The sequence below is a fragment of the Phycicoccus sp. M110.8 genome, from assembly GCF_032464895.1.
Classification (GTDB): Bacteria; Actinomycetota; Actinomycetes; order Actinomycetales; family Dermatophilaceae; genus Pedococcus.
Genome location: NZ_JAWDIC010000004.1, coordinates 157,166 through 171,316 on the forward strand (window position 1 = coordinate 157,166; position 14,151 = coordinate 171,316).

At 71.7% G+C, this 14,151-nt stretch carries 13 protein-coding genes; 4 read left to right on the plus strand and 9 right to left on the minus strand.

All coding sequences use genetic code 11. From position 1 onward, the window contains the following. Nucleotides 1-9: 9 nt before the first annotated feature. On the plus strand, nt 10-732 hold the full coding sequence (locus tag RKE38_RS16115; RefSeq protein ID WP_316008487.1) for a hypothetical protein: 723 nt from the start codon (nt 10-12) through the stop codon (nt 730-732). Between the two features lie 48 nt (nt 733-780). Here RKE38_RS16115 and RKE38_RS16120 read toward each other — a convergent pair whose 3' ends face one another. The 3 genes from RKE38_RS16120 to RKE38_RS16130 form a co-directional block, all read right to left on the minus strand. Next, on the minus strand, nt 781-2,856 hold the full coding sequence (locus tag RKE38_RS16120; protein ID WP_316008488.1) for a VWA domain-containing protein: 2,076 nt from the start codon (nt 2,854-2,856) through the stop codon (nt 781-783). After that, nucleotides 2,849-4,267, minus strand: coding sequence for an ATP-binding protein (locus RKE38_RS16125; protein WP_316008489.1), 1,419 nt, complete (start codon nt 4,265-4,267; stop codon nt 2,849-2,851). Before RKE38_RS16125 ends, RKE38_RS16120 begins: the two co-directional genes overlap by 8 nt. Nucleotides 4,268-4,389: 122 nt before the next feature. Next, nucleotides 4,390-4,956: a DinB family protein gene (locus RKE38_RS16130; protein ID WP_316008490.1), complete on the minus strand. Its 567-nt coding sequence runs from the start codon at nt 4,954-4,956 to the stop codon at nt 4,390-4,392. Nucleotides 4,957-5,046: 90 nt separating this feature from the next. Between RKE38_RS16130 and RKE38_RS16135 the strand changes: the two genes are divergently transcribed. Further along, entirely contained in the window at nt 5,047-5,433 is a 387-nt protein-coding gene (locus RKE38_RS16135) for a hypothetical protein (RefSeq protein WP_316008491.1), read from the plus strand. Nucleotides 5,434-5,507: 74 nt separating this feature from the next. Here RKE38_RS16135 and RKE38_RS16140 read toward each other — a convergent pair whose 3' ends face one another. Both RKE38_RS16140 and RKE38_RS16145 read right to left on the minus strand, forming a co-directional pair. Next, on the minus strand, nt 5,508-5,852 hold the full coding sequence (locus RKE38_RS16140) for a hypothetical protein (RefSeq protein WP_316008492.1): 345 nt from the start codon (nt 5,850-5,852) through the stop codon (nt 5,508-5,510). Nucleotides 5,853-5,903: 51 nt separating this feature from the next. After that, on the minus strand, nt 5,904-6,686 hold the full coding sequence (locus RKE38_RS16145) for a class I SAM-dependent methyltransferase (protein ID WP_316008493.1): 783 nt from the start codon (nt 6,684-6,686) through the stop codon (nt 5,904-5,906). Between the two features lie 265 nt (nt 6,687-6,951). Between RKE38_RS16145 and RKE38_RS16150 the strand changes: the two genes are divergently transcribed. Further along, on the plus strand, nt 6,952-7,260 hold the full coding sequence (locus RKE38_RS16150) for a hypothetical protein (protein WP_316008494.1): 309 nt from the start codon (nt 6,952-6,954) through the stop codon (nt 7,258-7,260). A 108-nt stretch (nt 7,261-7,368) separates the two neighbouring features. On the opposite strand, the gene RKE38_RS16155 is transcribed toward RKE38_RS16150, so the two are convergent. The 4 genes from RKE38_RS16155 to RKE38_RS16170 form a co-directional block, all read right to left on the minus strand. Then, nucleotides 7,369-8,190 (minus strand): carbohydrate ABC transporter permease, encoded by an 822-nt coding sequence (locus tag RKE38_RS16155; protein WP_316008909.1) that lies wholly within the window; start codon nt 8,188-8,190, stop codon nt 7,369-7,371. 29 nt (nt 8,191-8,219) lie between these two features. After that, on the minus strand, nt 8,220-9,356 hold the full coding sequence (locus tag RKE38_RS16160; RefSeq protein ID WP_316008495.1) for a sugar ABC transporter permease: 1,137 nt from the start codon (nt 9,354-9,356) through the stop codon (nt 8,220-8,222). A gap of 114 nt (nt 9,357-9,470) precedes the next feature. Continuing rightward, entirely contained in the window at nt 9,471-10,715 is a 1,245-nt protein-coding gene (locus RKE38_RS16165; RefSeq protein WP_316008496.1) for an extracellular solute-binding protein, read from the minus strand. Then, nucleotides 10,712-11,827 (minus strand): LacI family DNA-binding transcriptional regulator, encoded by a 1,116-nt coding sequence (locus RKE38_RS16170; protein WP_316008497.1) that lies wholly within the window; start codon nt 11,825-11,827, stop codon nt 10,712-10,714. Before RKE38_RS16170 ends, RKE38_RS16165 begins: the two co-directional genes overlap by 4 nt. A gap of 227 nt (nt 11,828-12,054) precedes the next feature. Here RKE38_RS16170 and RKE38_RS16175 point away from each other — a divergent pair, with 227 nt between their 5' ends. Continuing rightward, on the plus strand, nt 12,055-14,115 hold the full coding sequence (locus RKE38_RS16175; protein ID WP_316008498.1) for a glycogen debranching N-terminal domain-containing protein: 2,061 nt from the start codon (nt 12,055-12,057) through the stop codon (nt 14,113-14,115). The last annotated feature ends 36 nt before the right edge of the window (nt 14,116-14,151 follow it).

Here is a 14,151-nt window from a genome sequence, read left to right on the forward strand (position 1 = left end):
CCTGCCCCCATGGGGATGGACGTCTATGTGGGCCCGTTGTCGCGGTACCTCGCGCGCGACTGGCTCACTCTGGTGCAGCAGGTCGGTGCGGCGACGGGGCGGCGCGTGCAGGTCCTGCGGAGGGAGGACCCTCCCGCCCCCGACCACGCGGCGGCCGAGTCGATGGTCGCCACCTGGCAGCGCGAGCTGCTCGAGGCCCTGGGCAGCGACACCCCGTGGGTCGACCACCGAGACCTGCCGTACTGGACGGACAAGCCCGACTGGGACGGGTACGGCGGCCTGGTGCTGCTCGCGGCATACCTCGAACGCCCCGAGCTCGTCCCCGTCAACCGCGGCGGCTTCTTCCGCCGCGCCCACGCCGACGACCCCCGGGACTTCCAGCAGGCGGAGGCATACCAGGCAGCCAGCGCGGCCCCCACACGCTTCCCGAGCCTGCTCGGTGGCACCGAGTGGTGGTTGCCCGTCGAGACCGGAGGCCGCGTGTTCCGGGCGCCACGGCCCGACGGACCGGTGACGACCATGGCCCCGCTGAGCCGGCTGCTGCTCGAGCTCAAGGACATCGCGGAGGCGATCGGCCTGACGGACACCGAGGAGCGGGCGGCGATCCGGGCAGCGGGCCCGCCGGACCCGGACTCCGACGTGGAGACGTGCGCCCGGTTCGGGCTGTCCACGCTGCTTCCGCTGGCGGGCAAGGCGCACGTCGAGCGCCAGCCGCTGCTCCTCGACTTCTAGCCTCGACCCGGAAGCCCTCCCGCCGCCGCCCCAGGCCCGGGCCTTCACTCAGTCGTCGACCCAGAAGCCGCGCCCGCCGCCGAACCAGTCGCCGAAGTGGTCGCGGTACGACCCGCCCCCGCGGCCACCGCGCGACCCGAGGTAGCTGCCCACCACCGCCGCGCCGAGGTCGTCGAGCTCCGGTGCGACGACACGTCCCTCGACCCGGCGGGCCATCTGCTCGACGAACCGCGCCAGCCCCGGGTCCTCGCCCAGCCGGAAGAACGTCGCCTGTGCCCCCAGCCGCGCGACGTTGTCGAGCTCGCGGACGCTGTAGGCGATCGTGAGCGGGTGGGGCGGGTAGTCGAAGTAGACGCCGCCGTCCGGCTCGAGGTGGGCCGTCGGCTCGCCGTCGGTCACGACGAGCAGCACCGGCTGCGCGCTGGGGTGCTTGCGGAAGTGCCTCTGCGCCAACAGGAGCGCGTGGTGCAGGTTGGTGCCCTTGGCCCACTCGGCGTCGAGCGCGGTGAGCTCCTCGATCTCCATCACCTGCGCGTGCCGGCCGAACCCGATGAGCTGCAGGTGGTCGCCGCGGAACCGCGTCCGCACGAGGTGGTGCAGCGCGAGCGCGGTGCGCTTCATCGGCACCCACCGCCCGTCCATCGCCATGGAGAACGACGTGTCCACCAGGAGCGCCACCGCCGCCTGCGTCCGCGCCTCCGTCTCGGCGACCTCCACGTCGCGGATGTCGAGGCGTATGCCGGGTGCCCGGCCGCCGTGGGCGCCGGCAGTCCCGGCGCCCGCGCCACCGCCCAGGCCCCCTCCCGAGGAGGCCGTGCGGAGGACGGCGTTGGTGACCGTGCGGGTCACGTCCCACGGCTGGGTGTCGCCGAACTGCCACTCGCGCGTCGCCCCGCTGGGCTCGGCCGCGGCCCCCGACTGGCGCACGTCGCGCTGGCCCTGCCGCCCCGAAAGGCGTTGTGCCACATCGCGGAGCAGCGCCCGGCCCAGCTGGCGCATCGCCTTGGGGGAGAGGCGGAGCTGTCCGTCGGAGGTGCGGTTGAGGTAGCCCGAGTCGCGCAACGCCTTCTCCAGCCGCGACAGCGTCTGGGCGTCGACGGCCGCGGCGTCCCCGACGAGCCGGGCGAGCGCGTCGACGTCGATGTCGTCCATCCGGGCGCCCGGGTAGGACTGCGAGAGCTGCTCGCTCAGCTGGTCGAGCGCCGCGAGGTCCTGCAATGCCCCTGTGCCGTCGCCGAGCCCCAGTCCCTGCGACCCCTCGAACTGCTCGGACCCCGACCAGTCCTCGCCCGGCCGCAGCGCCTGGAGGTTCGCGTCGAGGTCGGCGAGGGCGTCCATGAGGTCGGGGCTGCCGAACGCTTGGGCCGACAGCTCCATCAGCTCGGCGCGCTGCTCCGGCGTCATCGAGTTGAGCATCCGCTGGGCCGCGGCGGCGCGCTGGGCCAGGCTGTCGACGAGCTCCTCGACCGACTGCGGGTTGTCCGGGAAGTAGTCGCCGTGCTGCTCCATGAACTCGCGGAACTGCTCGGTGGTGTCCTCCCCCCGACGGTGGGCCGCGAGGAGGTCGTTGAGGTCGGACAGCATCCGCCGGACGTCCTCGCGGTCCTCGTCCGTCGCGTTCTCCAGCGCCTGCTTCATGCCGGCGAACCGCTGGTCGAGCGCCTCCCGCCCCAGCAGGTCCTTGATCCGCTCGTAGTCCTCCCGCGCCGACGGGCTGCGCCACTGGTAGTCGGCGAGCTCGCTCACCGCCCCGGCGGTCGACGGCGGCAGGTTCTCCATCCGCATCTCCGCGAACCGCGCGTCGTCGTCGAGGTCCCGGGCCAGCTGCTTGCGCTCGGCCAGGACCGCCCGGTCGAGCAGCTCCCTGACCTCCTGCAGCGTCCCGTCGAGCGAGTGCCGCTGCAGCAGCTCCTGCCGCTTGCGCGCGACCTGCGCGGCCAGGTCGTCCAGGCCGGCCTGCTGGCGTGAGCCCCGGCGCAGGTACTCCCGCATCGCGTGCTCCGCGGAGTACCCGGCCATGACGTCCTCGCCGATGGCGTCGAGCGCCTCCGCGAGGTCGACCGGGGGAGCGAGCGGGTCGGGGCCGCCGGTGTACCTCCCGTAGCGGGAACGGTGCTCAGCCATAGACGACTTCGCCGTCGGCGCTGTCCTTGTCGATCCGGCGGCCGAGGTACAGCGCCTCGAGGGCCAGCTCCACGGCACCGGCCCTGCCGCCGTCCGTGGTGGCGCCGAGCCGGTCGGCGAGCTGGTCGTAGAGGTCGGACTCGCCCAGCACCGGCAGCCCGGTCAGCACGTCGCGCGCCGACACCTGCTCGCCCGTGGTGACGCTGGCACCGTTCTCGAGGGCGGATACGAGCAGCGCGAGGTCGATGCCGCCGAGGTGGCGGCGCGCCGTCTCGGCGACCGCGGTGCGCAGCAGGTGGGTGAGGACCTCCTGCTCGCGGCCCTCCTCGCCTGTCTCGAACTCGATCTTGCCGCCGAGGACCTCGACGGCGCTGTCGAGGTCGACGACGCGGGCGACCGCCTCGTCCTCACCCTGCCGGGTGGCACGGTGCAGGGCGGAGGCCGCTACCGTCTCGGCGCCGGCGATCGCGAACCGGGCGGAGACGCCCGAGCGCTGGTCGACCGACGACGACTCCCGCAGCCCGCGGGTGAAGCGCGCGAGGATCTCCACGAGGTGGTCGGGCAGCTCGGCGACGAGGTCGGCCTCCTGCCGGATCACCGCCATCTCGTCCTCGAGCTCGCGCGGGTAGTGCGTGCGGATCTCGGCGCCGAACCGGTCCTGCAGCGGCGTGATGATCCGCCCGCGGTTGGTGTAGTCCTCGGGGTTCGCGCTGGCCACGACGAGCACGTCCAGGGGCAGTCGCAGGACGTACCCGCGGATCTGGATGTCGCGCTCCTCCATGACGTTGAGCATCGCGACCTGGATCCGCTCGGCCAGGTCGGGCAGCTCGTTGATCGCGACGATCCCCCTGTGGCTGCGGGGGATCAGGCCGAAGTGGATCGTCTCGGGGTCGCCGAGGGAGCGGCCCTCGGCGACCTTCATCGGGTCGACGTCGCCGATGAGGTCGGCGACGGAGGTGTCCGGGGTGGCGAGCTTCTCGGCATACCGCTCGTCGCGGTGGCGCCACGCCACGCGCAGGTCGTCGCCGAGCTCGGCCGCGCGGCGGATCGACGCGGGGGAGACGGGGTGGAACGGGTGCTCGCCGAGCTCGGACCCCTCGATGACGGGGGTCCACTCGTCGAGCAGGCCGACGAGGCTGCGCAGCAGGCGGGTCTTGCCCTGGCCGCGCTCGCCCAGCAGCACGACGTCGTGCCCGGCGAGCAGCGCCCGCTCGAGCTGGGGGATCACGGAGTTCTCGAAGCCGTGCAGGCCGGGCCACGGGTCCTCGCCGGCCGCAAGCTTGGCCAGCAGGTTGTCGCGGACCTCCTGGCGCAGCGGCTTGTGCTGGTGGCCGGAGGCGCGCAGCTCGCCGACGGTGCGGGCGGTGGGGGCGGGAGTGGGGGTGGTGGTCGCGGAGGAAGGGTGCGTCACCGCCTCACGCTAACTCCGCTGCCGCGGATTGGGTATGCCGGGCGTCCACCTCGTGGTCCGCAGCGACGTCCGCGCCGCCCCGGGCGGCCTGCTCCGGTGCGCCTCCGGGGCGCGGATCCCTCTCAGCCCATGGTCTTCTGGCCGTCGAGCGCCTCGCGGATGATGTCTGCGTGGCCGGCGTGCTGCGACGTCTCGGCGACGATGTGCAGGGCGGCGCGCCGCACCGTCCACGTCGCGCCCGGCTCGAACCACGGTGCCTTCGGCAGCTCGTACGCGGTGTCGAGGTCGAGGGTGCGGACGAGCTCGTCGGTGCGCGCGGCGACCTGCTCGTAGCGGGCGAGCTGCTCCGCCAGCGTCTCGTCCTCGGTGAGCCGGTGGGAGTCCTGGAAGGCGGCGACCTCCGGCGGCGGGTTCTGCCAGTCGATCGAGGGCCAGTCGATGTCCGGGGCGGTTCCCGCGCCCTCGGTCATGAACGTCGCCCAGTGGGCCTCGGTCTCGGCCACGTGCTTGATGAGGCCGCCGAGGGTCAGCTCGCTCACCGTGGTCCGGGTGCGGGCCTGCTCGTCGGTGATGCCCCGAACCGTGAAGAGCAGGAAGCCGCGGTGACGCTGGAGGGTCTCCACCAGGTCGTCGCGCTCACGCGAACCGGAAGGAGTCGGGTGCTGGGCCTGGGGCGAGGAGGTGTCCATGGATCCAGCGTAGGAGCGCTTCCGGCCAGTTCGTGACCTGATTTCTCGGTCGTTCCGCGGCTCCCGGGAAGCTGTCCTACACTCGAACATGTGTTCGACAAGCAGCCCAGGACGGCAGCCGTGCCGCCGGGCTGGCCGCCTCTCGTGCCACCCCCGGAGGCCGACGGGTGGCAGGTTCCGGCGGTGTCGTGGCTGCTCGACTTCTGCCCGGCGGACTACCGGCTCTACGCCTCGTGGCGGCGCCAGCCGGTGGCCCTCGCCTGGCTCGCGACCCGCCACATCGATGCCCAGCTCGTCGCGATGCGGCAGGCCTACCGGGAGGTCCGCGTCGAGCTCGGCGAGCACCTCAGCGACGAGGGCCTGGCGCAGGTGCTCGCCGACCTCGAGGCCGAGGGGGTGCGGCTGCTCGCCGCCCGGCGCAGCGCCGGACTGGTCTACGACGCCTTGCAGGGCAAGCGCTACGTGCCCCGACTCTGAGCGGACGTCTTCCCTCGAGCACCCGTGCGCGCCGCATGGACCGGCTCTGGGCGATGAGCGGACGTCGGGACGTGTTACCGGTCCACCTCCCACGACGCATCGCTGGGAGGGACGCCGTCAGAAACAAGGGAGACCACGATCCTCAACGCCTCGCCCATCGGCACCGTCTCTCGGTCGTCGTACTCGTCGACCTGACCGTTGTCGAGGACGAACCCACCGCTCGACCCCACGCCGGCCGCTGGGTCGATCGCGTGTTCGCCGGGGTCGCCGTCGTCATGCTGGAGGAGCAGCACCATCGCTCGCAGACCGTTGCTCACCAAGGCGATCCGGCGACCGAGCGAACTCTCCAGCCATGTGGTCATCACGCCCGATGCCACTCGGCGCTCAATCGTCTCGGCAAGCGTTGCCGCGTCGACCATGTCGTCAGGCTGATCGGAGAATCGCCATCGCTCCTGCACCACGACCTACGATCACGCCCTGACAGCCGCAGCAGTCCGATCGCGACCGGCAACCACGACGTATCCGTCGCTCTGGGGGTCGAAGGTGGTGGACTGCACCGTGAGCCCGACGCTGCCCAACTGCGCCACGAGGTCCTCGTACCGGTAGGGCCAGATGGACAGCCGCTCCGAGCAGGCGCGCACCGCCCCATCCGGCTCGATCTGGGCGACCACGATCTCCAGGAAGTGCTCCTGCTCCCAGCGCTGCTCGATCTGCCAGTAGTAGCTGACGACCGCGTCGCGGTCGTTGCGGCGGATGAGTCGGTCGCGGACGTCCACCCGTGAGCCGGCGGAGCGCACGAGTTCCCAGTTCCGTGACGTGAGAACGAGGCGTCCGTTCGGACCCAACAGCTGCGACATCGCTTCCAGTGCTGTCAGGCGCCCGGCTGCGCCCTCGGCGTGCCCCAGCGAGTTGCCGACGCAGAACACCAGATCGAACGTGGAGTCCTCCAGGTGGTCGGGCAGCTGGTCCCAGCTCGCGCGGAGAGCTCGGAGCGGGACGCCCTGCTCGTCGGCGAGCTCCTCCGTCCGGCGGACCATCCCATCGCTGGCGTCCGCGGCGACCACGTCGAGGCCGAGGCTCGCGAGACCGACAGCGAGCTGGCCAGTTCCACACGCGCAGTCGAGGACGCGCGAGTGGGGCGGCAGAGAGCCCACGACGTCGCCGTAGTACGAGGCGGCCGCCTTGGCCGGGGTCAGCTTGTCGTCGCCGATCAGCCACTCGTACACGTCGGAAAGCGCTCCGTAACCAGCCACCGCGACCACCCCCGTCACCTGAGGAGACGCGGCGTGGACCGCGCCTTGAGATTCGTGCCCTTCGCCTCGCACTGTGCTGGGTCGTGGCAGCGAGGCACTCAACAGGACCCAACCACTTCACGCCGCTGGGACTCCACCGGGTTTCCACCGGGAAGCCCCGGCACGCGCACCGAGGCAGGTCCCGAATCGGCCGGCGGTCGCCCATCGGCCACGAGGGGGACGACGGTCGGCAAGCGCGCGCATCGTCATGCGGCATGCTGCCCACATGGGGCTGGTGACACATCTGACCTGGGGCGACTCGTGGCGACGCCCGAAGGAGGGGCTCGGTCGGGTCGTTGACGGGATCCAGAGGAAGTCCGGCGAGCTGCCGAAGCCGGTGGACGCCGACGACCCGTCGGTCGACATCTACATCTACGTCTCCGGCGCCCTTGGCAGCACGAGGACGACAGAACGTCCGGATCTGTCGTGGTCGGGTCGGTCCGCTGACCGTCCGGTCTCGTGCAAGGAAGCGGCGTCCAGGGCGGCCGTCAACGGTCCCGGGCCGCCCGAGCGGTGGTACGTGACCGACCTCTAGGTCGTGTGGATCGACCGGACCAGCGCGTCGACGAAGGACTGTGCCGACGCTTCGTCCCGCGTCAGTACGTGCGCAGGTCCCGCGGTACGTGGACTCCGACAGGCGCTGTCAGCCCTTCACGCCGCCCTCGTTGGCGCCGCGGATGAAGTGGCGCTGGAGGGCGAAGAAGATGACGGCGACCGGGATGGTCGTGAGCAGCGCTGCGCCGAGCTTGAGCGGGTACTGCGTGCCGGTGCCCAGCTGCCCGCTGACGAGGCTGGCGAGACCGGTCACCAGGGTCATGTGCTCCGGCGTGCCGCGGGTGACAACGAGGAAGTGCGAGAACTCGTTCCACGAGCCCTGGAACGACAGGATCGTCAACGTGATGAGGGCCGGCCGGGCCATCGGCAGCACGACCGACCAGAAGGTGCGGAAGATGCTCGCACCGTCCATCCGGGCGGCCTCCTCGATCGAGACCGGCACCGAGTCGAAGAACTGCTTCATGATGAAGACGCCCGCCCCGTCGACGATCAGGGGCAGGATCATCGCGGCATAGGTGTCGTAGATCCCGAGGTAGTTGACCATCAGGAACTTCGGGATGAGCAGCGCGACGCTGGGCACGCTCATCACGGCCAGCAAGGCTGCGAAGACGAAGCCGCGCCCACGGAACCTGAGGCGCGACAACGCATACCCGGCCAGGCTGTCGAGGAACACCCGGCCCACGGTCACGACCGTGGCGATGACCACGGAGTTGGACAGCCACCGCATGAAGGGCACGCTCCCGGCTCCCTGGCCGAAGATCTGCTTCCACGCGTGGAGGTCGAACGGGTTGGGGACGAGCGACAGCGGGTGGGCCGCGGCGTCCGGGTCCGTCTTGAACGACGTCGCGATCTGGATGAGGAACGGGTAGATGAACAGGATGGAGAAGAGCGCGAGGGCGACGTAGAGCATCACCTGCTTCAGCGGGCTGACCCGGCGGTTCACCGGGCCACCGCCTTCGACCGGCGAAGCAGTGGTCGACGCTCGTCCTTGTCGGTCAGGACCCAGCGCTGGATCCGTGTCAGCACCACGATGATCGCGAACACGACGAACGCCATGGCCGCGCCCGAGCCGTACTTGAAGTTGCCGAAGCTCTGCTGGTAGCTGAGGTAGGCGGGCGTTAGCGTCGTGCCGTTGGGGTTGCCCTTGCCCATGACGTAGATCTGGTCGAAGACCTGCCAGGTGCCGATGAGGCCGAGCGTGATGACGAGGAAGAGCGTGGGCCGGATCATCGGGATCGTGACGTGGCGCAGCTTCTGCCAGCCGCTGGTGCCGTCCAGGGCGGCCGCCTCGTCGATCTCGACGGGGAGGTCCTGCAGCGCCGCGATGAACATGAGCATGAACGTCCCGGACGTCGTCCACACGACGAGGATGATGATGACGCTGAGCGCGACCGACGGCCCTGAGACCCAGTCCCACAGCGAGCGGCCGAGGACCTCGCCCTGCGCCCACCCGGGGTTGTCGACACCGACCGCGTTGAACAGCAGGTGGACCAGCCCGCGGTCGTCGGTGAACCAGTTGGGCTGGCCGGCGCCGATGGCGCCGAGCAGGGCGTTGACGGCGCCCGTGGCGGAGAAGAGGAAGAGGAAGACCGTCGAGATCGCGATCGAGCTGGTCACGGAGGGGAAGTAGAAGGCGGTGCGGAAGAAGCCCTTGGCCTTGAGCATCCGGTTGTTGACCAGGAGCGCGAGCCCCAGGGCCAGCAGCGTCTGCAGCGGCACGACGAACAGCACGTACCAGAAGGTGTTGCCGATCGACTGCATGAAGTTGGAGCGCGTCAGGCCGTCGCGGGCGAACAGGTCGCTGTAGTTCCTCACCCCGACGAACTCCGCGCCCGGGCCGCCGCTAAACGGGTTCACCGACCCGTTCCAGTTCGTGAGGCTGACCCAGAGCGCCATGACGATCGGGATCACCATGAAGAGCCCGAGGATGACGATCATCGGGCTGACGAACACCCACCCGGCGATGCCCTCGCCGCTGCGGATCCCCCCACCACCGCGGCGCCCCCGCGGAGGCTGGGCCGTCGGCGTCATGGCCTCGGTCCCCACCGCCTGGTTCGCAGTGCCGAGCTGGGTCATGGGTCCTCCTGGGGGATGCCGCGTCGCGGCAGGGCGGAGTCGGGTGCGTTCTGGTGGCGGGCGGCGTGCGAGGCGTGGGGGTCGCTCGCACGCCGCCCGCGATTCGGGGACGGGTCAGCCGCCGAGGGCGGCGGCGCCGTTCTTCTGCAGGTCGGACAGCCACGCCTTCGGGTCGCCGGACGTACCGGTCAGGGTGGCCAGCTGGCTGTTGAACTTGCCGATCACGTCGTCCAGACCCGGGAGGTTGACCGGGCCCTGCCCGTATGCCGCGCCGTCGACGAACGCCTTGCTGTCCGGGTACTTCGCGGAGAACTGCTGCAGGCCCTCGGTGGTCGAGGGCATGACGCCGAAGGCGTCCGCGAACTTCATCTGCTGCTCGGGCGTGATGAGCGACTTGACGAGCTCGACGGCCTGCGCCTGGTTGGGCGACTTGGCGGCGATGCCCCAGCAGTTGCTGAACAGCAGCGTGCCCTTGCCCGCAGGGCCGGCGGGCAGCTCGACCGTCTTGTACTTGATGTTGGGGTAGTCCTTCATCCCACCGGCGATCCAGTTGCCCTCGATCGTCATGGCGGCCAGGCCCTTGCCGAACGCCTCGCCACCCCAGCCTGCGGCCGGCTTGGTCTGGGTGTTGAACTTGAGCGACCCCTCCTTCATCATCTTCTGCACCTCCTGCAGGCCCTGGAGGTTGCCGGGGGCGTCGGCGCTCATCTTGCCGTCGGAGACGACCCAGCCACCGGCCTGCTTCATGAAGGCGCCGGACCGGTTGATGTCGTTGCCGATCACGAGGCCGGTGACGTTGCCCTTCGTGAGCTTCTTGGCGACCGTCTCGAGGCCGGCCCAGTCCTTCGGGACGTCCGCGTCGGTGAGCCCTGCCTTCTGCCACAGGTCGGTGTTGATCTCCAGCGCGAGGGTGGAGGAGTCCTTGGGCGCGCAGTAGAACTTGCCGTCGTACGTGAAGGTCTTCACGAGGGAGTCGACGAAACCCGCGTCCTTGACCTGGTCGCCGTACGCGTACAGGTTGCCCGCCTTGGCGTAGGTGCCGATCTTCGAGGCGTCGGTGTAGAAGAGGTCGGGCGGGGTCGAGCTGGCGAACGCCTGCCCGAGCTGCTGCCCGAGGTCGGAGGCTGCGATGACCTCGACGGTGTTGCCCGTCTTCGACGCCCACGCGGCAGTCGCGTCCTTGACGGCCTTGGTCTCGGCGTCGCCCGAGCTGCCGATCATGACGGTGAGCTTGACCGGGCCCTTCTTGGTGTTCTGGGTCGCCGAGCCGCTGCTGAAGCCGCCGCCGCCTCCGCAGGCACTCAACGCGAGTGCGGAGGTGGCCGCCAGCGCGACGGCGAGGATGGGGGTGCGCCTCATGTACTGCTCCTTCGGGTGGGGCGTCCGGTGGGAGTGCCGGACGGGTCTCGGGTGCTGCTCGCACGGATGGTCAGGGTGGGGGGCAGGAGTGCGGTCCGGTCGGCCCTGCCGGCCGCCGGGGGAGTCGCCGCTCCGTCAGTGGCCCCCGGGTTGGTCGCGGCCGGCTGGAGGATGCCCCACGCCGCCTCGGCTGCCGCGCGCAGCGGCTGGCGCAGGCTGGTGAGGGAGAGCGCCTCGGCCACGTCCGAGTCGTCGAACCCGACTACGCCGACGTCCGTGCCGAGCCGGAGGTCCTGCGCCGCGATGGCGCGGACCGCTCCGAGGGCCAGCAGGTCGGAGGCGCACAGGATCGCGCCGCGGCCGCCCATCCCGTGCAGCAGGCGCTCGGCGGCCGCGGTGGCCTCGGCGACGTCCTGCACCGCCTCGGCCGTGAGCGACGCGTCGTCGTCGTGTCCGGACGCCACGAGCGCGTCGAGCCAGCCGGCGCGGCGGTCCTCGCCGACGGGGGACCCCTCCGGCCAGCCCAGCCACGCCACGTGCTCGTACCCCTGCGACAGGAGGTGCTCGACGCCGATGCGCATGCCCGCGCGGCCGTCGACGTCGACCCAGCCGCCGAGGTCGGGGCGGTCCCAGATCCGGCCGAACGTCACGAAGGGCACGTCCTGGCCGAGCAGCCAGTCCGGTCGGGGGTCCCCGCGCCGGGTGTCGCCGAGGACGAAGCCGTCGACGAGCCCGGTGCCGAGCAGCCGGTCGTAGCCCTCGATGAGGGCGTCCAGGTCGGGGGCGAAGGTCACCAGGTGGGCGGCGTGGCCCGGGGCCGCGACGGTCATCTCGACGAGGAACCCGTCCAGGATGTGCCCCATCCGCCCGGCGCCCGAGGGGTTGACCTCGAAGCCGTAGGCGCTGGCGCGGCGACGGCGCAGCTGCTGCGCGGCGACGTTGGGGGCGAAGCCGAGCTCGTCGATCGCCGCGTGCACCTTGGCGAGCGTCTCGGCGGCCAGCAGGTGCGGCTTGTTGAGCGCGTTGCTCACCGTCTGCCGGGACACGCCGGCGGCGGCGGCGACGTCGACGATCGTCACGCGGTCGCCGGGCCGGGTCGCTCTCGTTGCCACGTCGCTCCCTTGCGAAGTGATCGTCGGTGGTGGGACGGTTGCCCCGGAACGCGGATTGGAACGTTCAAATCGGGTGCCATCGGAAGGATGACCCACCACGCGTGCGTCGTCAAGATCTGCCGGCGGCCCGGCTCGGCGAACGGTCCGGCACCTGAGAGGGTGGGCCCACCGCGTTCCCGACCCACACCCCTGCACGACGCAGACCCCGACCCGAAGGAGCCGCCCGCATGCCCACTCGACACCGCCAGCCGTGGTTGCACGACCTGGCGATCACGGTTCGGGGCAACGTCACAGCCCTGTCCGGGGAGGACGGCCAGCTCCGCCCCGGCACGGCGCACGGTCTCTACGTGGACGACGAGCGGGTCCTGAGCGGGCTGCTGGTGGCGGTGGGCGGCGAGGAGCCGAGTCCGGTCGGTGGCGAGGCGCGCGCCGGGCGCGCCCAGTTCCTCTCCTCGGCCAGGGACCTCGGGGACCCCGGTGCCGACCCGACGGTCGAGGTGCGGCGCAGCAGGGAGCTCGTGGACGCCGGGATGGTCGAGACCGTCCGCGTCGTCTCCCGGGCGGCGACGACGGTGCGCTCGACCGTGCGGGTCGAGGTCACGGCCGACGGCGCCGACATGGCCACGGTCAAGGCTGGGCAGGTCGACCAGCCCCCGCTCGAGTGGTCCGTCGACGGCGAGGGAGCGCGGGTCGAGACGCCGCGCCACGGCATCACCGTCCGGTCGCAGGCCACGGTCCGTGTCGACGGGGGAGCGCTCGTGCTCGAGCAGCCGTTCGAGCTGTCGCCGGGGGGCTCGCTGGACCTGGCGGTGACGGTCGCGACGACGCGCCGGTCGACCAGCGCGCTCGACGCCGACGCCGGGCTCGACGTGGTCGCCTGGGACGAGGTCGTCGTCGAGGCCGACGACCCCCGCCTGGGCCCGCTGGTGGCGGAGTCGATGGCAGACCTGCGCCACCTGCTCCTGCGCGACCCGCTGGACCCCGACGACGTGTTCGCCGCGGCCGGAACCCCCTGGTACCTCACGCTGTTCGGCCGCGACTCGATCTGGGCGGCGCGCCTGACGCTGCCCTTCGGCACCGAGCTCGCCGCCGGCACGCTGCGCTCGCTGGCGCGGCGCCAGGGCACGAAGAACGACGCGGACTCGGCCGAGCAGCCCGGCAAGATCGCGCACGAGGTGCGTCGCACGGCATACGGCGCCGCGGGCCACGCGCTCCAGCTGCCGCCGCTCTACTACGGCACGGTGGACGCCACGGCACTGTGGGTGTGCCTGCTGGTCGACGCCTGGCGCTGGGGCCTGCCCGAGGACGAGGTGCGCTCCCTCCTCCCGAACCTGCAGGCGGCGCTGGACTGGCTGACCGGTCCCGGCCGACCGGACACCGACGGCCTGCTCAAGTACATCGACACCACCGGCCACGGGCTGGCCAACCAGGGGTGGAAGGACTCCGGCGACTCGATGCGGATGCGCGACGGCAGCGTGGCCGACGCCCCGATCGCGCTCGTGGAGGCGCAGGCGTATGCCGTCGAGGCGCTCGCCGGGGCAGCGGACCTGCTCGGGGCGCTGGGCGTCGACGGGGCGGACCGGTGGTCGGCGGAGGCACAGCAGGTGGCGACGCGGGTCCGCGACGGCTTCTGGGTCGAGGACGCCGAGGGCCGGTACCTCGCGATGGCCCTCGACGGCCACGGAGCGCCGGTCGACGGCGTGGGCTCGAACATGGGGCACGTCCTCGGCACGGGCGCCCTCACCCCGGAGGAGGCCGTGCTCGTCAGCGAGCGGCTCACCTCGCCGGCCCTGCTCGACCCTTTCGGTGTCCGCACGATGTCCACAGACACGGGGGGCTTCAACCCGATCGGCTACCACACGGGCTCCATCTGGACCCACGACACCGCCATCGCCGCGGTAGGGCTGTCCCGCGAGGGATTCGGCGACCTCGCCGGCATGCTGGCCCGGTCGCTCGTCGCGTCGGGGACGGCGTTCGACCGCCGGTGGCCCGAGCTCTACTCCGGGTCGCCGCTCATCGAGAGCCCGGCGCCCTACCCGGCGTCCTGCCGCCCGCAGGCGTGGTCGGCCGCCTCGGTGGGCGCGCTCGTCACGACCGCCCTGGGGCTGCGCGCCGACGTGCCCGGGGGCGAGCTCGTGGTGCGGCCGCCCGCGACCCCGCCCTTCGGGAGCCTGCGCGTGAAGGGGCTGCGCTGGGCGGACGTGACGTTCTCGGTGACCGTGGACCGGGACGGGGAGGTGCACGTCGAGGGGCTGCCCGACTCGGTCTCCGTGGTGGTCACGGCTTAGACTCGGGCGTTCCCCCCAGGACGCAGCACGGGTCCG